Annotated in this window: 12 protein-coding genes; 3 read left to right on the plus strand and 9 right to left on the minus strand. The window is 34.9% G+C overall.

Annotated features, from left to right (window positions below):
• Positions 1–122: 122 nt before the first annotated feature.
• Together QLQ95_RS22440 and QLQ95_RS22445 are read right to left on the minus strand one after the other, a co-directional pair.
• Complete coding sequence (locus QLQ95_RS22440) at positions 123–2,054, minus strand: glycoside hydrolase family 97 protein (RefSeq protein ID WP_482501767.1); 1,932 nt, start codon at positions 2,052–2,054, stop codon at positions 123–125.
• Between the two features lie 33 nt (positions 2,055–2,087).
• Positions 2,088–3,110, minus strand: a complete 1,023-nt coding sequence (locus QLQ95_RS22445; protein ID WP_482501769.1) for an aldose epimerase family protein — start codon at positions 3,108–3,110, stop codon at positions 2,088–2,090.
• A 115-nt stretch (positions 3,111–3,225) separates the two neighbouring features.
• Between QLQ95_RS22445 and QLQ95_RS22450 the strand changes: the two genes are divergently transcribed.
• The 3 genes from QLQ95_RS22450 (at position 3,226) to QLQ95_RS22460 (ending at position 9,026) form a co-directional block, all read left to right on the plus strand.
• Entirely contained in the window at positions 3,226–4,155 is a 930-nt protein-coding gene (locus QLQ95_RS22450; RefSeq protein ID WP_482501771.1) for an AraC family transcriptional regulator, read from the plus strand.
• A gap of 128 nt (positions 4,156–4,283) precedes the next feature.
• Positions 4,284–5,693, plus strand: coding sequence for a sugar porter family MFS transporter (locus tag QLQ95_RS22455; RefSeq protein WP_482501773.1), 1,410 nt, complete (start codon positions 4,284–4,286; stop codon positions 5,691–5,693).
• Positions 5,694–5,711: 18 nt separating this feature from the next.
• Positions 5,712–9,026 carry a DUF5107 domain-containing protein gene (locus QLQ95_RS22460; RefSeq protein WP_482501775.1) on the plus strand — a complete coding sequence of 1,105 codons (3,315 nt, stop codon included), beginning with the start codon at positions 5,712–5,714 and terminating at the stop codon, positions 9,024–9,026.
• 115 nt (positions 9,027–9,141) lie between these two features.
• Here the strand turns inward: QLQ95_RS22460 and QLQ95_RS22465 are convergent, their stop codons facing one another.
• From QLQ95_RS22465 to QLQ95_RS22495, 7 genes are all read right to left on the minus strand, one after another.
• Complete coding sequence (locus QLQ95_RS22465; RefSeq protein ID WP_482501777.1) at positions 9,142–11,409, minus strand: GH92 family glycosyl hydrolase; 2,268 nt, start codon at positions 11,407–11,409, stop codon at positions 9,142–9,144.
• Positions 11,410–11,698: 289 nt separating this feature from the next.
• Positions 11,699–14,038, minus strand: coding sequence for a glycoside hydrolase family 95 protein (locus QLQ95_RS22470; protein ID WP_482501779.1), 2,340 nt, complete (start codon positions 14,036–14,038; stop codon positions 11,699–11,701).
• Positions 14,039–14,153: 115 nt separating this feature from the next.
• Positions 14,154–17,099 carry a discoidin domain-containing protein gene (locus QLQ95_RS22475; protein WP_320494855.1) on the minus strand — a complete coding sequence of 982 codons (2,946 nt, stop codon included), beginning with the start codon at positions 17,097–17,099 and terminating at the stop codon, positions 14,154–14,156.
• A 200-nt stretch (positions 17,100–17,299) separates the two neighbouring features.
• Positions 17,300–18,832 carry a RagB/SusD family nutrient uptake outer membrane protein gene (locus QLQ95_RS22480; RefSeq protein ID WP_482501781.1) on the minus strand — a complete coding sequence of 511 codons (1,533 nt, stop codon included), beginning with the start codon at positions 18,830–18,832 and terminating at the stop codon, positions 17,300–17,302.
• Positions 18,833–18,858: 26 nt separating this feature from the next.
• Positions 18,859–21,885 carry a SusC/RagA family TonB-linked outer membrane protein gene (locus QLQ95_RS22485; RefSeq protein ID WP_482501782.1) on the minus strand — a complete coding sequence of 1,009 codons (3,027 nt, stop codon included), beginning with the start codon at positions 21,883–21,885 and terminating at the stop codon, positions 18,859–18,861.
• A gap of 448 nt (positions 21,886–22,333) precedes the next feature.
• Entirely contained in the window at positions 22,334–23,926 is a 1,593-nt protein-coding gene (locus QLQ95_RS22490) for a solute:sodium symporter family transporter (RefSeq protein WP_482501784.1), read from the minus strand.
• A 3-nt stretch (positions 23,927–23,929) separates the two neighbouring features.
• Positions 23,930–24,946 carry a GntR family transcriptional regulator gene (locus tag QLQ95_RS22495; protein ID WP_095930151.1) on the minus strand — a complete coding sequence of 339 codons (1,017 nt, stop codon included), beginning with the start codon at positions 24,944–24,946 and terminating at the stop codon, positions 23,930–23,932.
• Positions 24,947–24,996: the final 50 nt, after the last annotated feature.

The following is a 24,996-nucleotide window of genomic DNA, read 5'->3' on the forward strand; positions in this document are numbered from 1 at the left end:
TTTTATTTTCTATTCCTTATTAAAGTGAGAGATAAGCTTTCCAATTTCTGTTAAAAACCATTCAATAAAAAAGGTGTTTAAAAATTTAAACACCTTTTTATACCTCAACTTAACATTAACTCTTACTTTATAAACTCAATAATAAAACCTCCTTTAGGAGCAATATTATATTGCCAGTTAGCGGTTAATGGAAAAGTTTCAACTTTAAAATCCATTAATGGATCTTTACCTTCAGTAATGATTTTGAATTTCGAATAGCCTTTTCCATATTTAGCCAAATCAATTGAAACGGGCAAAGATGAGTTCGTTCCGTTTATTCCGATAATATAAGAAAGGTTATCTTTTTTACGAGACAACACAATTGATTTGCCTGGATCTGCTACAATAGCCTCGGTTTTGTCCCAAGTTGCGGGCATTTCTTTTATTAAAGTCTTAAGTTCATTTGGCAATGAATTAAAAACTTCTTCAGAATCTGCAAAATGAATAATTCCTGATGTGTAAATCATGGCCATTGCTAGTTCATGAACTGAAGTATTTACACGTTTATATTTTCTAAAAGTCAAAGCAAACGGCGTATAATCTGCTGGACCAGCTACGTTTCTTGTAAAAGGCAAAACTGTATTTTGTTCTGCTGCTTTTTCTGGAAATCTCGGTTCGTAGAAATAACTTTCTGTTCCTAAAATAGCTTCTGCTGTTACAAAATTGGGCCATGTTCTATGCCAACCTCTCGGAACTGTTGTTCCATGTAAGTTCACTAACAAATGTTCTTTTGCTGCATCTTCAAAAACGCCTTGTAAAGCTGCCATAACTTCTTGTCTGTCCGAACACCAAAAGTCTATCTTGACACCTTTTATTCCCATTTCTGCCAATTCTTTAAATGTTTTTTTTCTTTTTACTGGATCAAAGTATTCTGCTGAAAATCCCCAAACTAATGGCTGCACTCCTTTAGACAATGCATAATCAACAATTTTACCTTCTTTGTTGGCTTTTTCCCACCCTGCATCAAAAAGTGTGTATTTGAAACCAAATGAAGCCGAAACATCCGTGAATTTATTATACATTTCTGGAGTAAAATCTTCGGGATACGACCACCATGACCAAGCTGCTTTTCCAGATTCAATCCAAGAAACATCTTTTATTTTAGATGCCGGAGCCAAATCGGTAATCATAGTAGATAATAAAATATCACCCGCTTTATCTCCAATCATAATAACTCTCCATGGCATTGTCCAAGGTAAATTAGATTCAGGATAAGCATTTTCTTTATCAGGCAAAGGCAACGTAAATTTTTCGTCATTTTTAGCAAAAGCAATTGTATAAACTCCGTCTTTAGAATCTGGATCTAAATGACATCCTGGAAAAGAACCATCTGTTCCTGATTCTGCAATCAAAACCCAATTTTTAGCATCATTTACATTAAAAAGTGCTGGCATACACCAGCCAATAGATTCGCCTCTTGCGCCATTTATTGGATCTCCGGGTTTTACATTCACATAAAAATCTTCATAACCTGGAGTATAATCTCCTGCTTTGTTGTACGGCTGGAGCCATCCTTTTGCTTTTTGATCAATATGAAATCCTGTCAATTCGTTCTTTAGCACTCTAGTCTGTTTTTCCTGCTCTGTAAACTTATATCTAAAAGCAACTCCTTCTTGCCCAGCAATTAAATCTATTGTCATTAAAGCGCCTTTGCTATTTTTGAATGTGATGCTTTTGCTTTTAAAAACATGATCTGCAACTTTATTATTGGCAACTTTAAGCTCGTATTTTTCACGCTTTTCTTCAATTGGCGAAACCTTTACAACCGATAATCCTGTTGTAAAATCGTTGTTTTCAAAATTTAGTCCAAGTGGAGAATCCAAAATTATCGCTTGGTCTTTGCGGGTAACCTTATAAGACAACTTTCCATCTTGACTTAAAGACAACTCAATCTTATTTAGATTGTCCTTAGACTTAAGAGAAAGTTCTTCGTTTTGTGCTACACAGCTTGTCAGCATCAAAAATACGGCGGGTATCAGCGCACTTAAAGATCGGTTAAAAAACATTTTTTTCATTTATATAATTATTAGAGGTGGTAGTTCTTTTTGTTATTGGATTACATCAAAAGCATAAATAATAGTTTCGCTATAAACTTGCCCAGATTGGAATATCGTATTCGGAAAATGTTCATGATTCGGACTGTCAGGATAATATTGGCATTCTAAACAGAGTCCATCAAACGAACTGTATAGTTTATCATGTACCCCCATAATATCACTGTTTAAATAATCTCCCGTGTATAATTGCACTCCTGGATAAGAGGTGTAAACACGCATTATTCTTCCCGATTTTTCATCATACAATTCACAAACAGAATTTTCATTTTTAGCGTTTCTATCAAAAATATAATAGAGATTAAGTCCGCTATTTTGCATTACATCTTTTAGTTTGTCTTTCAAAAACAAATACTCATCGGCAAGCAAAATTTTTCCTGTCGGAATATAATCGGCTGTGCTTTCTAGAATTTTAGATCCCTGAACGGTAAGCAGATGATGATGTATTTTTTCTTTACAGGCAGATAAATTAAAATAAGAATGATTGGTAAAATTTAATGGCGTTGCTGCATCGGCTTCTGCCAAAAAATCAATTTTGAGTTCGTTTTGATCCGTCCATTTATAGCTCACTTTCATCTTCAAATTTCCAGGAAAACCACCTTCTCCATTTTTACTTTTAAGAATAAAAATTACGGCATCTTCTTCTACAACAAAATCAAACACTTTGTTATTAACCCCAGCCGAACCGCTATGATTATTGTTTTTACCATCGTTTTTATCGAGATGATATGTTTTATTTTCGATAGAAAATGCCGCATTCTGAATTCTATTTGCAAAACGGCCAACAGTCGCTCCTATGTAAGATTGATCTTTTATGTATCCTTCTAAAGTTGGAAATCCTAAAACTATATTTTCTTTATTTCCTTCGGTATCTGGCACCACTATGGATTTTACTATGGCACCATAATTAAGAAGTTCGACATAATTGCCATGACTATTTGTGATCTGAAATTTGATAATTTCTTTTCCATCATGCCAGCCAAAAGACTCACAAACAATATTATTGAGAGGGTTCATATAGTTTTATAAAAAGATTAAAATTGGTAATGTTAGTATAGAATTTCAAATTTAGTTTTGATTATTGTTCTCAAAATGGACATTTTTTGCGAAAGCATGGATTAAATTACGATATTTGAAAAATACAATCCAGATCATGAAAAATGCAGCACAAAAAGAAAAGATAAAAGTCAAAGAAGGTTTTTTAGGACAGCGAATGATTGTAATTCCAAAAAACATCCTTTCGATTATTAAAAAGAATCCGCTTATAGCTGGTTTGTATTTTACCGATATTGGTGTTTTTCCAAATGCAAGCCATCACTCCATGAAACGAAAACATGGCAGCAAGCAATACATTTTAATTTATTGCTATAAAGGAGAAGGCATTATTAGCAAAGAAAATAAAACGATAACACTCAAAGCCAATACCTTTTATATAATACCTCCTGAAGTGGCACATGATTATTATGCCTTAAAACAAAATCCGTGGAGTATCTACTGGATTCATTTTACGGGAATGCAAGCACCTTTTCTTTATGATAAATTCATTGCCGAACATCCTGAAACTGCACCTCAACTATCACTCGAAGAAAGACGTATTGAACTTTTTGAAAACATTCTGGATGTTATGGAAGACGGTTACAGCGCCAGTAATCTCGAATTTGCCAATCTTTCGTTATGGCAATTATTAAATACCTTTTTGTATGAAAAATTCTTCATTCAAAAGAACCGAAAATTTTCAGAGGATAATACTATTGAGTCGGCTATTGACTATATGAAAAAACGTCTTGATCTTTCCTTAAAAATTAATGATGTTGCCGCTTATTTTAACTATTCTCCGTCTCATTTTTTTACCTTATTTAAGAAACAGACAGGGTATTCTCCTATACACTATTTCAATTATTTAAAAATGCAGAAAGCCTGTCAGTATCTCAGCTTTACCACTATGAGCATAAAAGAAATCAGTTTTAATTTAGGGTTCAATGACCCTTTATATTTCTCTCGTTTGTTCAAAAAAATCATGAGTACTTCACCTATACAATATCGCACCGAATACAAGCAGTAACGCAATTGTTTTCGTATTTAAGCATTCAATAGCAAAAAATCAGATTATAATCCATCTATTCAAAAAAAATATCCATAAATCAAAGGTTCCGATTCCGCTAATTTTACAAAAGCTATTAAAACCTTTTTATGAAAAATTACAATTATACCTTTTTACTATCAATTAGTCTAGTTGCGGCATTGGGTGGATTACTCTTTGGTTACGACTGGGTTGTAATCGGTGGTGCAAAACCATTTTACGAACTTTATTTTGGCATTACAGATTCTCCGGCTTTACAAGGCTGGGCCATGAGTAGCGCCCTTGTTGGCTGTGTTGGAGGAGCCGCCTTTGCAGGAAAACTGGCAGACAGTTATGGTAGACGTCCTATTCTAATCGTTGCCGCCGTATTATTCTCCTTATGTGCTCTTGGAACGGGAGCATCTGAAACTTTTACTGTATTTATTATCTGGCGTATTATTGGAGGAGTCGGAATCGGAATTGCCTCTACAATTTCCCCTTTATATATTGCCGAAATTGCGCCTCAGGAAACTCGAGGATTATTTGTTTCCATCAATCAATTAACCGTGGTTATTGGAATTCTTGCCGCACAGATCACCAATATGCTAATTACAGATGTTATTCCTCATAATTATTCTCATGCAGAAATTTTGGCTTCTTGGAATGGTCAAACGGGCTGGAGATGGATGTTTTGGGCAGGATTTTTCCCAGCAGTACTTTTCTTTATACTTATGTTTTTAATTCCCGAAAGCCCTAGATATCTAGCGAAAAAAGGAAATCACGATAAAGCCGAGAATATCTTATCTAAAATTGGAGGATTGCCATACGGCAAAGAAGCAATTACAACTATCAAAGAGACTTTTACAGAAGAAACAGAAAAAACCGATTTGAGAATGTTGCTTGATAAAAAAGCGATGCCTATTCTCTTAATCGGAATTGTATTGGCTGCTTTCCAGCAATGGTGCGGTATTAATATCATTTTTAATTATGCTCAAGAAATCTTTGTTTCGGCAGGCTATAGTATCAATGATTTGTTCATGAATATCGTAATTACAGGAAGTATTAACCTTGTTTTTACATTGGTTGCTATGGGAACGGTAGACAAAGTTGGACGTAAAAAACTGATGCTTTTTGGTTCAGCAGCACTTGCTATAATCTATGCTTTATTGGGTTATTTTTATTATACCAATGTTACTGGTTTCCCTTTATTATTACTGGTATTATTAGCCATTGCTATTTATGCCATGTCTCTTGCTCCTATTACTTGGGTTATTTTATCTGAAATTTTCCCTAACCGAATCAGAGGCGTTGCAATGTCTGTTGCCACATTTGCACTCTGGATTGCATCTGCACTTTTAGTACAAACATTTCCAATGTTTAACGAATACTTAGGCACATCTGGAACTTTCTGGATCTACGGAATTATCTGTGCTTTAGGATTCTTGTTTGTACTCAAAAAGCTTCCTGAAACCAAAAACAAAAGTCTCGAAGAGATTGAAAAACTAATGGTTTCTGATAAAGAATCAAAGAATATTCAATAATTTAAATTTCATTACATCATGCAAAAAGTAAATGTTTGGAAGGAAAAAATTATCCTGCCAACTTATGAGGTGGGCAAACCTGAAAAAAATCCTGTATTTATTGAGAAAAGAGTGTATCAAGGAAGTAACGGATCTGTATATCCTTATCCAGTTATTGAAAAAATCGCTGACGAGAAAACCGATAAAGAATATCTGGCTGTATACCTTGAAAATGAATTTGTTAAAACAATGATTCTTCCAGAACTTGGCGGACGTGTTCATATGGCGTATGATAAAACTAAAAATCGCCATTTTGTGTATTACAATCAGGTGGTAAAACCAGCTTTGGTTGGACTTACAGGCCCTTGGATATCGGGTGGAATCGAATTCAACTGGCCACAGCACCACAGACCAACTACTTTTGATCCTGTTGATTTTACTATAGAAGAACATGAAGATGGCAGTGCAACTGTTTGGTGCAGTGAGGTAGAACGTATGTTTAGAACCAAAGGTATGGCTGGTTTTAGATTATATCCTGATAAAGCGTATCTTGAAATTAAAGCACAATTATACAACAGAACATCGTTTCCACAGACATTTTTATGGTGGGCGAATCCTGCTGTAAAGGTAAATGATGATTATCAGTCGGTTTTTCCGCCAGATGTAAATGCTGTTTTTGATCACGGTAAACGTGACGTTTCGTCTTTTCCAATTGCAAAAGGAACCTATTACAAAGTAGATTATTCGCCAGGAACTGATATTTCTCGCTACAAAAATATTCCCGTTCCAACTTCTTATATGGCGATTGCTTCCAAATATAATTTTGTGGGCGGATACGAAAATGATTCAAAAGGCGGATTATTGCACGTAGCCAATCATCATGTTTCGCCAGGAAAAAAACAATGGACTTGGGGACACGGCGATTTCGGACGTGCTTGGGATCGTAATCTTACCGACGAAGATGGCCCTTATATCGAATTGATGTGTGGTGTTTATACCGATAATCAGCCCGATTTTACTTGGATTATGCCGGGTGAGCAAAAGGAATTTACACAATATTTTATGCCTTATCGTGATTTGGGAGTTGTAAAAAATGCGACCAAAAATGCGATGGTTAATTTAGAGAACATCGGCGATAAACTGGTTATTAAAGCGTATACGACAGGAGTTTATCCAAAAACAACGGTTACTTTAAAAAACAATGACGTTGTTTTATTTCAAAAACAGTACGATGCTTCTCCATACAATTCATTTGAAGAAACCATCGATTTTAATCATAACGCGTCTTTAGAAGGTTTATCGATTTCTGTAACCGATGCAGATGATAAAGTTTTAGTTGATTGGGTTTACGAAGCACAAAATGAAGATGAAATTCCTGAAGCTGCAAAACCTGCACTTGCTCCAGAAGACATCGAAAATAACGAACAATTATTCCTGACGGCTCAGCATTTAGAGCAATACAGACACGCCACTTACAGTCCGATTCCGTATTATGAAGAAGCTTTAAAACGTGATTCTGGCGATGTTCGTTCCAATAATGCAATGGGATTATGGCTCATGAGAAGAGCTAAATTTACTGAAGCTGAACCCTATTTTAGAGCAGCCATAAAAACATTGACGCAGCGAAATCCGAACCCGTATGATGGTGAAGCTTATTTTAATCTAGGATTATGTCTAAAATATCAGAACAAAAACAAAGAAGCTTACGATGCTTTTTACAAATCGACTTGGAATGCCGCTTGGCAAAATCAAGGTTATTTTTATGTAGCACAGCTTGATGCTTTAAATGGTGATTTTGAATTGGCTCTAGAACACATTCAAAAAGCCATTTCTAAAAATACCGAAGATCATAAAGCACTGCATTTGCAAGTAGCTTTTCTTAGAAAATTAAATCAAAAAGAAAAAGCGCTTCAGCTTGCAGACCTTTATTTACAAAACGACTCATTTAATTTTGGGTTATTGTATGAAAAGTATCTTTTAAGTACAGATAAAAAAGAGCTAGCGTACCTAAATGTATTAATCCGAAACAATATTCATACTTATATTGAATATGCTTTAGATTACAATGCGGCTGGTTTGTATGAAGAAGCTGCCAGTTTACTAAATGAAGGTCTGAAAGATGAAAACACCTATCCGATGGCGTGGTATTTTGCAGGTTCATTTTATGAAAAATTAAATGATTTCGATCAAGCCGAAAAATGCTTCAAAATGGCTTCTCAGGCAAAACCAGATTATTGTTTTCCAAATCAGATTGAAGCTGCTCTAGTGCTTTCTCAAGTAATTCAAAAACAAACTAATGACGCGAAAGCTTTGTATTATTTAGGAAACTTCTGGTACGCGTCGAAATTTTATGATGAAGCTGTTTCCTGCTGGGAAAAATCGGTTGCTATTGATGACACTTTCCCTACTGTGCATCGTAACTTGTCATTGGCTTATTACAATAAATTAAATGATGAACAAAAAGCACTGGCTAGTTTAGAGAAAGCATTTTCTTTAGATGTAGAAGATTCTAGAATTTTAATGGAATTAGATCAGTTGTACAAACGCTTGAACAGAGATTTGGTTTTTAGACTGGCTTTCTTAGAAAGACATTTAGAATTGGTTATTCAAAGAGATGATGTGTATTTAGAAAGAGTCACTTTATACAATTTACTAGGAAAACATGATAAAGCCTTAACATTATTACAAAATAGAATTTTTCATCCTTGGGAAGGCGGAGAAGGAAAAGTAAGCGGACAATATCTGATTTCTTTGACTGAAATTGCCAAACAGGAAATTGCACAAGGAAACCATGATAAAGCTATAGCATTTTTGGAACAGGCACAAATTTATCCTGATAATTTAGGTGAAGGAAAACTGCCAGGCGCACAGGAAAATGATATTCATTATTGGCTTGGAGTTGCTTACGAAAAGAAAGACAATCTGGAAGAAGCTCAAAACTGGTGGCAGAAAGCAACGCAAGGTCTAGAAGAACCTACAGCGGCAATTTTCTACAATGATCAGCAGCCAGATAAAATTTTCTATCAAGGTTTGGCTTTCTTAAAATTAAACAATGCTTCAGAAGCCAATAAACGTTTTGAAAAGTTCGTTGCTTACGCCGAAAAACATGTAAACGATCATGTTACGATTGATTATTTTGCAGTTTCACTTCCGGATCTTATGATTTGGGAAGATGATCTAGACAAACGAAACAAAATTCACTGCTTATACATGAAAGGATTAGGTCTTCTAGGTCTTGATAAAAAAGCCGAAGCTGAACAGACTTTTAATAGTGTTCTGTCTGAGGAGAAAAGCCATTCAGGCGTGACGATACATCTTTCATTACTAAAAAATGAGGAATCTGTTTCAGTTTAAGTAAGTATTTTTATTCTAAGCAAGTAGACCCGACAGGTTTTTAAAACCTGTCGGGTCTTGTTTTTAGTATTCCTACAAGGTTTTGAAAACCTTTCAGGAAAGCCGAAATAAAAAATTAATGAATCGGTCTGTCGTCTCTTTTAACTCCCCAATTTTTATTTGATTTTGATCCCATTACAAATTCTAAAACACCACCATTATCAATGTCAGATTGGTGAATAAAAGTCTTTGTATAGGTTTTACCATTCAATGTAGCACTTTGAATATAAATGTTTTCATCTGAAACATTTTTAGCAGTAACTTTAAAAATCTTTCCGTTTTTCAATTCAATAGAAGCTTCTTTCAATAGCGGAGAACCTATGATGTAAGTACTGCTTGCTGGGTTAACAGGATAAAATCCCATGGCGCTAAAAATATACCAAGCCGAAAGTTCGCCGCAATCATCATTACCCGAATAGCCTGAAGAAGTTGTATTGTACATTTTCTTTAGTATTTCTGCAGTGTATTTTTGAGTTTTCCAAGGCTGACCAGCATAATTGTATAAATAAGCAATATGATGACTTGGCTCGTTTCCGTGTGCATATTGGCCAATAAAACCCGAAGCATTATCATTTACTTCTTCTGGTTTATCTTCTAGCGTGAAAAAAGTATCTAGTTTTTTGGTAAAGGCATTATCACCTCCAACCAAATTTATAAGTTCTTTTATGTCTTGAGGAACATACCAAAAGTACTGCCAGCCATTTCCTTCAGTAAACGGATAACCGCCGTTGGCTCCATATTTCAGCGGATCAAAAGGACCAATCCAATTACCTTTATCATCTTTTGCTCTGAAAAAACTTATTTCTTTATCGTACAGATTTTTATAAAACTGAGAACGTTTTGCAAAATGATTATAATCATCGATTTTAACTAGTTTCTTGGCCAATTCGGCTACACACCAATCGTCATAAGCCATTTCTAAAGTCAATGAAACCGACTGTGATTTTAAATTTTCTGGAATGTATCCGTACTTTTCCCAAATGCCAAATGGCGATCCAGGATGTTCTCGTAACGATGAATTCTTTACGGCTTCAAAGGCTTCTTCGGCATCGATTCCTGGGATTTTTTTCAGTACAGCATCCACAATAACCGGAATAGCGTGATTACCAATCATACAGTAATTTTCCTGTCCCCATAACTGCCAAATTGGTAAATAGCCAAAAACTTTGTAATACGCCAGCATACTGTTTACAAAATCAGCTGTTCTTTCGGGCTGAATCAAAGTATACAAGGGATGTGCACCACGATAAGTATCCCACAAAGAAAATGTCGTATAATAAGGCTTGGATGAATTTCTAACTGTAAAATCGGCTGCTGGATAATCTCCGCTCACATCTGATAATGTATTCGGCTGAATAAATGTATGGTACAAAGCCGTATAAAAAATCTGCTTTTGTTCTTCTGTCCCGTCAATTTTTATCTTGCTTAATTCTTTTTCCCAAACTGCATTAGCATTATTTATTGTGCCGTCAAAATCCCAAGCTGGAATTTCGGTTTGTACATTCAAACGTGCATTTTCGATACTTGTGGCAGAAATTCCCACTTTTACCAAAACTTCTTGCTGTTTTGACGTATCAAAATCTAATATTGCCCTAATTGCATTGCCATTAACAACTTTTGCGTTATTGTAAACATTACTTCCGTCAGTAATATAATTGCGAATTATTGGCTGTGAAAATTCGGCATGAAAATATACTTTTCGCATAGGTGCCCAACCCGTAATAATTCGAAATCCTTCAATAGTATGATCATTTGGAAATGATAATTGAGACGCAATAATTCGAGTATTCCAATCCGATTTTTTCATCGAATGATCTAAATCAACAATGATGTGCGCTTCTTTATTTTTAGGAAAACTGTATTTGTGAAAACCCGCATGAGTTGTTGCTGTTAATTCTGCTTTTATTTGATAATCTAAAAGTTCTACGCTGTAATAGCCCGGTTTTGCAGATTCCTTATCATGCGTAAACTTAGATTGATAAGCATTCTGCCCTGTTTCTTCTTTTACAATAGCACCGCTGAAAGGCATTAGCATAACATCAAATAATTCGGCTACTCCGGTTCCACTTAAATGTGTGTGACTGAAACCTGCAATACTGGTATCGTTATAATTGTAACCACACGCAACACTCCAATCTGGTGTGTTTCGGGTGTCTGGACTTAGCTGTACCATTCCAAACGGAACTGTCGCTCCAGGGTAATTATTTCCAGAAAGCGGTGAACCGTGTGCTGCGCCTGTTCCAATAAACGGATTTACATGTGAAGTGATTTTTTCTTTGGTTTGTGCTCCAAGAATTATGGAACTTAATATAGCACCACAAAGTATTATTTTATTGAGATTCATTTTGTAAAGATTTTGAAATATGAATTCTTTTTTTTTTTTGAATTGTCCCCAACTTTTACTGGAGGTTAATCAAATTAGATTCAAATAAGGCTTTAGACAAAACACTACGATTTTGGCTAAAGCCCTTTGTTTAATAGATTCTTATAAACCTTCAGCTAAAGCTGGAGGCAATTCAATTGCTGTTTTACACCTTCAAGGTTTTCAAAACCTTGTAGGTGTTATATTTAGAAATGAGATAAAAAATTAAACCTACAAGGTTTTGAAAACCTTGCAGGATTACTACTCCAACTTATAATTTAGATGAAGTAATTTCTTTTAATTCTCCACTTACTTTGATCTTCACTTTACTAGGAGCTGGAGATTTTATTTCGTACTGAATTACTTTTCCATCTTTCCATTTGATGTTTATAGTAAAATTTCCTTCTGCTTTAATCCCTTTTACTTCGCCTTCTTTTAACCAAGCATCCGGCATTGCCGGCAATAATTCGATAAACCCTGCATGGCTCTGTATGAGCATTTCTCCAATTGCTGCTGTAGCTCCAAAATTTCCATCAATTTGAAAAGGCGGACCAGCAGAAAGCAAATTCGGATAAACTCCTCCACCTGCTCCGTAATTAATATTGGTAGCTAATGTTGGTCTCAAAATGGTTTTTAATAATTTATAAGCTCTATTTCCGTCTTTTAATCGAGACCAAAACAACATTTTATAAGCAATTGACCAACTTGGACCATCATCTCCTCTAACCTCTAAAGTTTTCTTTGCAGCTTCTGCCAAGTCAGGAGTGCTTTCAGGAGTTATTAAAGAGGCTGGATATAATCCGTATAAATGAGAAATGTGACGATGTTGTGCATCTGGTTCTTTATAAGGTTTTAACCATTCCTGAATTCTACCGTCTGGACTAATAACTCCCGGTGGTGGCAATAATTTTAATCTTTGTTCCAGATCATTGCTCAAATCTTTATCGATTCCCAATTTTTGAGATGCTGTAATTACATCATTAAATAATTCACGAACAATTTGATTGTCAATTGTTGGTCCCATACACACATGAGCATCTTGTCCATTGGGCAGGAAAAATGAATTTTCAGGAGAGACTGAAGGTGAAGTTACCAACCAGCCTGTTTCTGGATCTTTTACCAGCATGCTATTATAAAACTGAGCGGCACCTTTTATAATTGGATAGATTTCTGCTAAATAATCCTTATCGTTTGTATACAAATAATGATTCCATAAATTGTTGCATAACCAGCCTGAACCTGCTTTTGCAATTCCCCATGAAGCACTTTCGCCTGGTTCTGTAAATCCCCAAACATTTGTAATTACATGTGCCACCCATCCATCAGCATTGTAATAGGCTTTTGCTGTTTTTTCTCCATAAGGAACCATCCCTTTTACCAAATCTTTTAAAGGAAGATTCAATTCAGATAAATTTCCTGTTTCTAATGCCCAGTGATTCATCTGAACATTTACATCCAGATGATAATCGCCATTCCATGGGGTTTGAACCTGGTGCGCCCATAATCCCTGTAAATTTGGAGGTAGTAATCCGACTCTCGTGCTGCTGATGCTTAAGTAACGGCCATATTGGTAAAACAAAACTGGAAGTTGGGTATCTGAATCAGGTTCTTTTAAAAACGCATCCAAACGTTCGTTTGTTGGTCGTGTTTTTTGAACTGGCTTTCCAAAATTTAAAGCCACACGATTAAACAATTTCTGATAGTTTTGAATGTGCGTTTTCTTCTGATCATCATATTTTTTCTGCATTGCGGCATCTAGAATTTTATCTACAGAAGACTCAAAACTTTTATCTTTAAAATCTGTTCCTGCTGAAATATACAAAATGACTTCAGTTGCATTTTTTACTTCCATCAAGTTATTTAAATACAAAATATTACCATCTTTTACATGAGCTTTAACTTTAGCTTTGTATTTCATTCCTTTTCCGTCAATTCCGTTGTTCACTTGTCCTGTCATTACAAGAGAATTGTCATTTCCGATTTCAGTTTTAAAATGTTCTGGTCGGTCTAACTGAACTGTAAAGTTCAATTTTCCCTTTTTGCTTGAAGTCAATTTTACAAAAAGAACATCATCTCCAAAACCTGCAAAATATTCTCGTTTATAAGTTACACCGTCAATTGTAAATTGAGTAGACGCAAGCGCCGTTTGAATATTTAAGTTTCTATTGTAATTTATAGCCTTTGATTTGGTTTTATAGTCAAATTTCAAAGTCATATCTCCCAAAACTTGATAACATCCAAATTGCACATTTGCTCCATCCCCGCTTCCTGAGCCTGGGCCAGTACAAACAAAATTTTCATTGATTAATTTCTCGGCATCACTGTTTTTATTTGCCAATAATAATTCTCGTATCTGTGGTAGAAAAGAAAATGCTTTATAATTATTGGCATCCTGTGGAGATCCACTCCATAAGGTAATATCGTTTAAAACTAATTTTTCGGTTTCAATTCCGCCATCAGGCATAATTCCTAAACGTCCATTTCCTAATGGAAGCGTTTGTTCCCATTGAGAAGCTGGTTTTGTGTACCATAATTCCAAGGAATTACTTTGCGAATAGCCTAAGAAAGGTAATAGTACAAAAAGTAATGCTTTGTATTTCTTGATGTTCATATTGTTATTTTTATAGCCACTGATTAAAGGGATTGGAATAATTTTCTATCTGTGGTAAATTTATTTAATCGATTTGCGATGTGTATTAAATCTGGTTTACATTGAGAATAATTTGTTATTTATTATAAGGAATCGCCTTTACAACTGGCTTTTCTCCATTTTTTAAAAGTGCTTCATCAAATTCGATTGTCACTTCTTTGCTTTCTCCTTTTAGTAAAGTGAAATAACTGTCGCTTACAATTGCCGGTAATATTTGAGTTCCCGATTTCTCATCTAAGGCCTGAATCTGAATTCCAAAAGCTATTCCCGACTGACTTGAAACTTTAGATTTTATAATGTATTTTCCGTTTTGTTTTATGACTTTACTGGAAACATTTACGTTTGCTTTTGGCAGTTTATTTATTGCTGTAAAATCTTTCATATTGGTGCCTCTCCAGTAAAAATTCTCACTGATTAATTTATCTGAAGCATCTTTTAATTTTAATCGAATAAAATGCACTGGACTTAAATCGGAAGTATCAACATTGGTTTCTGCTCCGAAAATTTTGAAATCGTATAGAGAATATCCCCAACCAGAACCACGTTTTATTCCTAACATTCTAACATAACGCCCTTTTGTTTCATCAAATGAAATAGTTTGAAGTCCTTGTTTTCCATCTTTAATCACGCTTGCATCTGTCCAGTTTTTAGCGTCGTCACTGATTTGGATTTTGTATTCTTTACCATAAGCATTTTCCCAATTTAAAACGACACGATTGATAATAAAATCTTTTTCAAGATCTACATAAATCCACTCATTATCTGTCGAATTACTTGCCCATCGCGTGTTTGAATCTCCGTCTGCAACATCTCTGGTATTTCCTCCATCGGTAGAGGATGCGGTAACATTTTTTTGAAAAGCCAAATCTTTCTGATTAGCGTAAAACGGAATCACAAAACTTTCTACTGCTGTATTAGAATAAGAATCTACCATCGCATTTTGTTTGTACTTCGCTACCGGTTTTCCATCTAAATTATAAATAACAGCCTCGGCTTTCAAGTTTTTAAAATCGGTTCCTGTTGTGTTGATTACTTTAACCGAATTATCTACAGGACTCCATTGAATGTGCATAGGCTCACAAGCCGATTTTACACCCCAATACGCTCCTGTTAAATCATAATAATAATCGTAAGTCTGCCAAACCATACTTGGATAGGAAGACTGACTCATCCAGATCATAATTCCAGAAGCATCTTCCCACATATGATCCAGCCATCCTTCATACATAGCTTTGTTGGTTTCTATATTTAATAGCTGTGCTTTTGTAGCATATTCTTCCAGATTATTTGGCTTTCCGTAACGTTCTGTTATACTTTTATCATAATAATCGGGAGTTGCATTAAAGGCTTTTTGTCCAAAGAAATGTTTGTCCCACATGTCGTTTCTTGGCCACCAGTCTTTTTCTGGAATAAACTTTTTAAAGCTTTCGATATTAGGAAAAACTGCTGTACCAATTTCAGATCTTAATCCCCAGCTTGGACCATCGCCAGTTCCTGCATAAGGTTCTGGGTATTTTGTAAAATAAAACCTCGGATCTTTATTGCCCCAAAGTCCGCTACCGCTTAAATTTCCTGTGTTGGAACATGGCTGGTAATAACGGTCGTTGTTGTCAAAAGTTTTGATGTTTTCAGCAATCCATCCGTTGAGCGGAGGCTGCGGAAGACCTTCATTATTACCACACCAAATTGCAATACTGGCGTGATTTCTAACGCGTTTTATTTTCTCAATTACATTGTTATTAAAAACATGAATGTCTAATGGCAGATTCGGATTGGCATTGAGCCAAAAATCATCCCAAACCATAATACCATATTTATCGCAGGCTTCGTAAAACTCTTCGTCTGTAGTTGAGCCTAGCCAGTTGCGAATAATATTGTAATTCATTTCTTTGTGAAGTTTGACCTTCAAATCGTATTCTTCACCTCTACAGCGAAGCATATACTCGCTCATTCCCCAGTTTCCTCCTTTTAAGAAAACACGTTTTCCGTTTATAGCAATATGCAAAACACCACCTTCTGTATCGTAAGTATATTTTTTTATTCCGAAAGTTATCTTTTGACTATCTGAAACTACATTTCCAATTTTGAAAGTAAACTGACAAGTATATAAATTAGGATCTCCATAACCATTTGGCCACCATAATTTAGGATTCTGGATAGAAAGTTCAGGAAACTGTTCTTTGGTCAGTTTTACATTTGTAATTCCGTCAGCATCCAGATTTATTTTTTTAGAAAAAGTGATATTTCCTGGCATTATTACACCCGTTAGAACTCCTTCCTGATTTTGCGAAGATGAGTTTTTAAGTTCTACTTTTACTTCCAAATCTGCGCGTGCATTGGTTGGCAGATTGGTATGAATCCAAGGATCTGCAATGGTGACTTTGTCTGTGTTTGTCAAAAAAACATCGTCAGTAATTCCAGAATTTAATCCTGGAACATAAGGCATCCAGTCCCAGCCGGCGCTTGAAATATAAGTTGGGCTTCCGAAGTTATTTAATGGCTGTTTCGGAATGCTTACTAAAATATTTAAGACATTTTTTGCTTTACGGTTTACAAGCTTTGTAATATCAAATTTACCGCGCTGCATCATTCCGCTTAAAACAGCTATTTTTTTTCCGTTAAGGTAAATTTCTCCTTCACGATTTATTCCTTCAAAGTTAAGCCAGATAATTTCTTTGGTAAAATTTTCTGGAATAGTAAATTCCGAACGGTACCAAAAACTGCGATCGTATTTTGATTTATCGACCTGATAAATATTGTCGCCAAAATTGGGATCTTTCTCTAATCCGCTTACGACATAAGAATTAAAAATTGTACCGGGAACTACTGCTTTTACCCAGTCGGCATCGGCATAATTAGGAGTAAACATTTTAAGGCTGTCTTTTCCTATTTCTGCTTGCGGTTTGAGTTTCCAAACAATATCAGTAGAGTTTAGGCTTACTTTATTCTGAGAATAAAAATTAAATGATATGGCATTTAAAACAAATAAATAGATATAAACCTGATAGGTATAGAATTTCATATTGTTATTTGAATGATTAAAAAATGTTGAAAATTATAAGAAATAAGAATGCCATTTTGGAATAAGTTTTTTTCGAACAGAAGATCTCAGTACTGTTACTACCTATACCCAAAATGGCATTACAAATCAAAACTGTGGCATTAACCGAACCACATGAACCAAAAAAATAAAAAATTACATTAAAGTTTCTTCAAAAAACATTAATAACCAGGATTCTGATTCTCTGGACCAATCTCATCATTAAGCTTGATCTCTCCAATTGGAATAGGATAAAGGTTATGAAATGCTGCAATGGTACCATTTTGTTTTGCCCATTTGTTGCGAGCGCCTACTAATTCTACCAATTTTCCTGTACGAATAAGATCCATTCTTCTCCAGCCTTCAAAAGCTAATTCGCGCATACGTTCATCCAGAATCTGATCTCTAAACTGCGTTTGAGAAAGTCCGCTCCAAGCCATTCCTGCTGGCAATGTTCCTCCAAAAGCTCTTGTACGAACCTGATTCACATAACTTTCAGCTTCTGTTGTGCTTCCTAATTCATTTAAACATTCTGCGTAGTTAAGCAATACATCTGAGTATCTGATATAAGCTTTATTTTTACCTGAATTCCAGAATGATTGTTTCCCTTCTACACGAATATCTTCATATTTTTTAATGTGTGGATCCAACTCATCGCCTCCAAACCCAGCAGGAAGCGTAGGTTTAACTCCTTTATAAGTAAAATCGTAACGAATACTTGCGTCTTTACGTACATCTCCTGGTTCCCAAATTCCTCCATCTGTCTTATCTTTATAACAATATTGAGTAGGAAGTATAAGATCATAACCTCCAAAATAAGCATATTGGTTTATGTTTGCTAAAACTCTTGAACCTGTCTGCCATTGTATCTGGTTGTTGTCTGGCCAGTTATTATTATACTGCCATTCGTACAAAGATTCTGAAGAATTAGCATGATCTGGACTAAAAACGTCTGCGTAATTAGGCAATAAACTGTACTTTCCAGATTTAATAACTTCTTCAAACCATTGTTTTGCTTTATTATAATCACGGTATCCTGATGCTTCTGGAGCATATAGATATACTTTTCCTAAAAGTGCCTGAGCTACTCCTTTTGCAGGAAATGCAGGATTGCTTTGTGTTACAGGAAGTTTTTCTACTGCTCTTTCTAAATCGGCAACTATATAAGAATAAACCAATGGCAAAGGTTGGCGTTTTAGCCCATATTCTGCCGATTTTGCTTTATCATTAATCGGTATTTCTCCCCAATATTGTGTAAGCTCAAACATTAACGTTGCTCTTAAAAAACTGGCTTCACCCATTAAAAGATCACGTTTTGCGCTATCGTCTTCAGTATTTGTTCCTAATGCTCTAATAGATTGTGCCGCTACTTCAATTACCGGCCATCTGTCATTCCATAATTGTCCAATTGCTTGATTCTCCTGACTTAGAAAACCATTGTACAAATCAAGTCCCGCCTGGTTTGCATCTCCAGTTACCTGCAAAGCTCCTTGTTGTGCTTCGTCTGTACCAAGAGAAGTATAAAGCCCCGCACGGTCTTTTTGCATATTTCTCCAATTGGTTATAGCTCCCAAAAGAACTGGTTCTATTTTACCTAAACTACCGTAAGCCTGTTCAGCAGTAAGTGAACTTTTAGGCTCTTGATCTAAAAAATCTGAAGAACAGGAAGCTGATAATATTGTTAGGGCCATAAAGGCTATAATTTTTGCTTTCATAAAAATAATTTTTATAATTAATTTGATTAAAGAGATACATTTAATCCTAGAACTACCATTCTAGATAAAGGATAAGAATCTCCTCCTTCAGGGTCATAACCTTTGTATTTAGTTATAATAAATAGATTAGATCCCGTTACATAAAACCTGCAATTTTTAAGAAAAACACTTTCTGCAACTTTGTCCTGTAATGTATACGATAATGTAAGTGCATTTAATCTTAGGAAAGAAGCATCTTGTATTGCCTTATCTGTTTCTCCTAAAGTATATCTTCCTCCTCCATAATAAGCTCTTGGTATATCTGTATTCGTGTTAGTTGGAGTCCAACGATCCAAAAGATCTGTATGTGCTGCACTCATTCCTCCTGAGTTCATATAGCTTTCGTAGGTACCACTTGGTCTCTTACCTCCTATTGAATATGCAAATACTGCATTTAATCCAAAACCTTTATAATTAAGATCTGTAGAAAAACCACCATAATAATCAGGATTCAAATCGCCAACCACATATCTGTCTTGATCGTTTATTACGCCATCTCCATTACGGTCTTTAATTTTAATATCTCCTGCCTGAACAGTTCGGCTACCATAATTTACTCCACTAAGGTCTTCTCCTTGTTGCGCTATACCATCATATTGAAATACATAAACTGTGTTTACTGATTTTCCTAAGAAAAAGTTCCCAGTACGTTGGATTTCATTGTTACTATAACCTCCTAATTTGTATATCTCTGTGGCATCTCCATAAAGTTTTGTAACCTTATTTTTTGCTGATGATATATTGGCAGAAACATTCCATTTAAGATCTTTGTTTTTAATAATGTCTCCGCTAAGTTCTAATTCAAATCCTTCATTAGTTGTAGCACCAATATTATCCAATTTATATTTATATCCTGATGAAACTGGCATATTACGCAGCATCAAAAGATCATCATTATTTATATGAAAATAATTCGCGCTTGCAGTCAATCTGTTTTGGAAGAAACCAGCATCTAGTCCGATATTAAACTGTTTTTGTTTTTCCCATTTCAAATCAAAATTATCGATGTAATTATCAGATACGTAAGTTCCAGAATTATTACTCACTTGCGCGTTATATAATGCAAAGTATCTGTAAGCATCTACATTCTGATTTCCTACCATACCATAACCTACACGAAACTTAAGCTGACTTAATTTTTCAAATCCTGAAAGGAAATTTTCTTTAACAATATCCCAGCTTCCTGCTATAGAAGGAAAAGTTCCCCATTTGTTATTAGGACCAAATTTAGAAGAACCATCTCTTCTTATTGTACCGGTAATATTATACTTCCCATCAAAAGTATAATTTGCTCTAGCAAAATAAGATTGGTTTGTATAATCGGTAAACTTCGAGTCTAACTGGGCATTTTCCTTTTGATATGCTCCTGATAATGCCATATAGGTCAAATCATCACTAACAAATCCGCGGGCTCTAACCTCTGTAGTATTACCAGAATTACTCAACACAGAAAACCCTCCCATTATACTTACGTCATGCTTTTCAGCAAAAACTTTACTATAACTTACAGTGTTATCCCACTGATAATTCAATTGTGAATATCTATAATGATGCGCTTCCCCATCCATAGAATTTCTAAGTGATTGTCCTGTGTAACTTGGCACATAATCAAAATTTGCTTGATCTGTAATATCTACAGATAAGTTTGTTCTGATATCAAGTCCCTTTACTGGTTTTGCACTTAAAAAGTTACTACTTGTAAGTCTATTGCGTGCGCTTGAATTTATAATATCAAGACTTACTATCGGATTGTAAAGATTTTGGTCAAATACTTCACCATATCTCAAATAAGTAGCTTTTGGGTCTATAGGCAATAACGGGTTTGCTCCCAATGCCACACCAAAGGCACTTCCTTCCTGATAATTAGTCTCGCTTCTAGAAAAAGTAGTATTGGTACCAAACTGCAACCATGATTTTAAATCCTGCGTTAGGTTAATTTTTCCGTTATATCTTTTAAAATCAGAGTTTTTAAGAAGTCCTTTTTGATCAACATAATTAAAACTTACGAAATAAGTTCCTTTTTCTCCTCCTCCGCTAAAACTTAAATTATGATTGGTTTGAAAACCTGAACGTGTTACCTGATCTAACCAATTGTAACTTTTACCCGTTCTGTAAGACTCCAATTCGTAAGGTGCGAATACAGTAGAACCATCTGATTTAATTTGATTAATGTAAGCTGCACGATCAGCTCCAGGATTTTCGTCCATATAGCGATTTGCATAGGCATCAACTCTTAAATCAAATAACTGCTGGCCATTCATTAACGGAAGAGTTCTCGCAAATTCAGATACTCCTGTCCATGTATCATACTGTATTTTTGCTTCTCCCGATCTTGAACCTTTTTTTGTTGTAATTACGATTACTCCATTTGCAGCTCTTGAACCATATAATGCCGTAGCAGAAGCATCTTTAAGCACTTCCATGCTCGCAACATCATCTGGATTAATGTTTTCAAAATTGCCATCGGTAACCAAACCATCGATTACAAATATTGGGTTACCGCCAAAGTTTAGCGAATTGTTCCCTCTAATTCTTATTGTTCCTGTTTGACCTGGTACAGCATTCTGTTGTACATATACACCAGAGGCGCGTCCTTGCAGTGCCTGCACTACGTTTGGAGTAGGAACTTCTCTAAGCTTGTCGCCAGAAACACTGCTTACAGCTCCCGTTAAATCTCCTTTTTTTATTGAAGCTCCAACTATCACAACTTCATTCAGTTCCTGAGTACTTGGAATTAAAGAAATATTAATTTCAGATTTATTAGCAACCGCAGTCTTCGAATCAAATCCTATAAAACTAAATTCTAGTGTGGAGCCAGATTTTACGTTTAATAATTTGTAACTACCATCAATGTCTGTTACTGTAGAATTCTGAGTACCTTTTACCAGAATGGTTGCTCCAGGCAAAGGTAAATTTAGATTATCTGTAACTTTACCGGTTATGGTTTGGGAGTAAAGTGTACCGGCACACAGCATAACTACTAAGAAGCATAAGTATCTTATTGCAATTCTCATAATAATTTGGTTTTTAGTTAATAAATTAGAGAGTTAGTTTTTTTATTTGTTTATTGAGCATATAGGAGAAAACGAATTGACTTATACTATACTATACTACAACATTACAAACATACAAATATTTTTATTACATCCAAATTTATGTTTAAGAATTTGCTATTTTTTTCTGTGATTTATTTCGTCTTTATTACTAATACATACTAATAAAAACGAAAAAGAGAATAAACAATGTTTTAATTTAAAGAAATATCAGACAAAACAAGAAGAGGATTTTGCTTAAAACAAGGAAAACCGTATGAATCCGACACTTTGTAGCATAATTATAATTTCTCAAAAAAAAAGGAAAATTTTACTCCTCTATTGAAACAAAAAAGACGCACAAAAGTGCGTCTACTTCAAAAGACTTTAAATCTCAGAATCTTAGCAACTCAGCAACTTATATTCTAAACTAAGCTACACCCCACTTTGAAAACAATATAAAGATACTCACCATACCAATTAATAAAAGGGCAAAATACCAGTATCGGTTTTTCCAAGGAGTCAATTCCACAGATTCTAGTTTAATTTCAGCATAACTATACGTAGGATAAAATCTTGAGACTAGCAACATGCACACAGAAGTAAGAACAAAAAGCATGGCCAACATATGCAGATAGTGTAAGTGAATATCCAGAACGTAGTTACAAATGATATAACTCAGAATAAAAAATATCATTCCAATTTTTGCTGCTTGAGGCGGCACTTTTTTAAATACAAAACCAACTAAAATAATAGTGAAAATGGGCACGCAAAACATACCTCCCAATTGCTGTAAATAGGTATAAAAACCTGCTTTACTAAATATTATAAATGGAGCTGAAAACATCGCTAAGGCCGAGACAATAATCTCAAACTTTCTTCCGGTATACACCAGATGTTTTTCGGTCACTTCTTTATTTCTTTTCTCCAACCATGGTTTGTACAGATTTAAAACAAACAATGTACTACTGCTATTAAGTCCTGCATTAAAGGTGCTAATCGCTGCTCCAAGAACAACTGCAGATGTTAATCCGATCATAACTCCTGGCAATGTGTCTCTTACAACAAGCGGAAAAACTTCTGCTGTATTTTCAAGTTTATCATAAAGATGCACTCCAACTAATCCAGGAATATTAATAATAAAAGGACAAAGTAACTTTCCTAGACAAGCTAGCCCCATACCTTTCTGGCTGTGTGACAAACTTTTAGCCGAAAGTGCTTGCTGTACAATAAACTGCTCCATTCCCCAATAATACAGGTTCATAATAAACATTCCTGTAAAAATGGTACTTAAAGGAATCTCGTCGTGTGGTCCTCCAATAGCGTTTAAATGTTCTTTGTGTTGTGAAAGTAAAATATGAAGACCTTCGAACCAGTCTCCATTTCCTAAAAATTTGAAACCAAAATAAGGAAAAGCGATTCCAATAGTCAACAATCCGATGCTTAAAACGGTATCGCTAATTGATATCGCACGCAGACCGCCTAAAACAGAATAAGCACAGCCTGTAAGTCCGATTACCCAAACCATAAACCAAATGTTTTGCCAATAGGTTAATTGTAAAGGCTCTAGAAAATTAAACATGCCAGTAAGAGCAACCGCGCCACCATATAAAACGGCTGGAAGTAAATTGACAACGTAACTGCACAAAAAGATAATCGAAACCAATCTTTTAGTAGAATGATCGTAACGCTTTCCAAGATAATCTGGAATAGTCATGGCTCCAGTACGGAAATAAATTGGAAGGAAAAATTCAGCAACCAAAAGCATGGCTAGCACAGAACTTACGCCCCATGCTATCACGCTCATATTATTGGTATAAATGGATTCGTTCTCGCCTATAAACTGATTGGCACTAATATTACTTAGCAGTAAGGCTCCTCCAACAATGAAAAAATTATTGTTACGGTCCGCAAAAAAAAGTCCTTCTGTTGTCTGTACCTTTTTCTTTCGAGTTTTTATGGCCGAAATAACGGCAACCAAACCTGTTATTAGTAAAAAACTAACAATGGATAAAACATTCATAAATTACAACGAATTTCTATCTATAAGAACTGTTGGAATAATCTCCTGCGTTTTTTTTCTGTTTAAAACAAAATCGGCTGCTCTTTTTCCCATTTCTGCGAAATCTGTAGAAAATGTGGTTACACCATCAAAAATGATCTCTTTTACGATATCATCATTGTGTGAGATAAAACCAATGTCTTTACCAATTTTCAAACCTTTAATTTTGGAGTCTTTTAGCATTTCCCAAAGTTCAAGATTATGAATAGTAAAATAGACTTTCCCTTTTTCAAGAGAACCCGCTGTATATTCTTCTTTTATAACTCCTTTGATATCATAATCTTTCATGAATCGTTTAAAGGAATTTAGAATTTCATTAGGTTCTGCAGAAGATGGTTTAAAGAAGAAAATCAACTCATCGTATTTTTTAATTTTATCTTTAAGCTGCACAAAAGCATTGTAAGACGAATCTCCAAACTCTTGTGCAACATAATTGTAATCTTCATCTGTTTCTATAAAACGGTCTACCAACAACACTCTATTTGTTGGCAATTGTTTTAAGATATCAGGTGTTTTTTTATTAGGAATCGGAGCTATAACAAACATTCCGTATTTTCCTTTTATACTCTGAACAATGTTTTCGAATGTGACAAAATTATTGTGATGGAAGAAAATATCCAATTGCACATTCTTTCCAAGACCTTTTCTAAAATTCTCATAAAACGTTTCCTGAAAAATATCAAATGCAAAAATCAATAATGCCACTTTCAATTCCTGTTTCACATCATTGGTGGCAACAAAGTAACCCAATCTATTTTTGGATTCGATAATTCCTCTGTGTACGAGTTCTTTGTATGCTTTGGCAATAGTTTCTCTCGCAAAACCCAATTCGCTTATAAAAGTGTTAACAGATGGAAGTAAATCGCCTTTTGTGACAACCTTTTCATCAATGGCATTAATTATTCCCTGAACCAATTGCTCATGTTTAGATAAAGAATTTATAGATTCTAGATTTTTGATCTGTTGAATAATTTGCTTCATAAAACGTTTTAATAGGTATTTATTTAGAAAATATAGTATTACAAATATAT

It is taken from the genome of Flavobacterium sp. B330r (genome assembly GCF_056824325.1).

Coding starts and splice junctions, on each gene's coding strand:
- QLQ95_RS22440 (WP_482501767.1), bottom strand. CDS start 2,054: ATGAAAAAAATGTTTTTTAACCGATCTTTAAGTGCGCTGATACCCGCC.
- QLQ95_RS22445 (WP_482501769.1), bottom strand. CDS start 3,110: ATGAACCCTCTCAATAATATTGTTTGTGAGTCTTTTGGCTGGCATGAT.
- QLQ95_RS22455 (WP_482501773.1), top strand. CDS start 4,284: ATGAAAAATTACAATTATACCTTTTTACTATCAATTAGTCTAGTTGCG.
- QLQ95_RS22460 (WP_482501775.1), top strand. CDS start 5,712: ATGCAAAAAGTAAATGTTTGGAAGGAAAAAATTATCCTGCCAACTTAT.
- QLQ95_RS22465 (WP_482501777.1), bottom strand. CDS start 11,409: ATGAATCTCAATAAAATAATACTTTGTGGTGCTATATTAAGTTCCATA.
- QLQ95_RS22470 (WP_482501779.1), bottom strand. CDS start 14,038: ATGAACATCAAGAAATACAAAGCATTACTTTTTGTACTATTACCTTTC.
- QLQ95_RS22475 (WP_320494855.1), bottom strand. CDS start 17,099: ATGAAATTCTATACCTATCAGGTTTATATCTATTTATTTGTTTTAAAT.
- QLQ95_RS22480 (WP_482501781.1), bottom strand. CDS start 18,832: ATGAAAGCAAAAATTATAGCCTTTATGGCCCTAACAATATTATCAGCT.
- QLQ95_RS22485 (WP_482501782.1), bottom strand. CDS start 21,885: ATGAGAATTGCAATAAGATACTTATGCTTCTTAGTAGTTATGCTGTGT.
- QLQ95_RS22490 (WP_482501784.1), bottom strand. CDS start 23,926: ATGAATGTTTTATCCATTGTTAGTTTTTTACTAATAACAGGTTTGGTT.
- QLQ95_RS22495 (WP_095930151.1), bottom strand. CDS start 24,946: ATGAAGCAAATTATTCAACAGATCAAAAATCTAGAATCTATAAATTCT.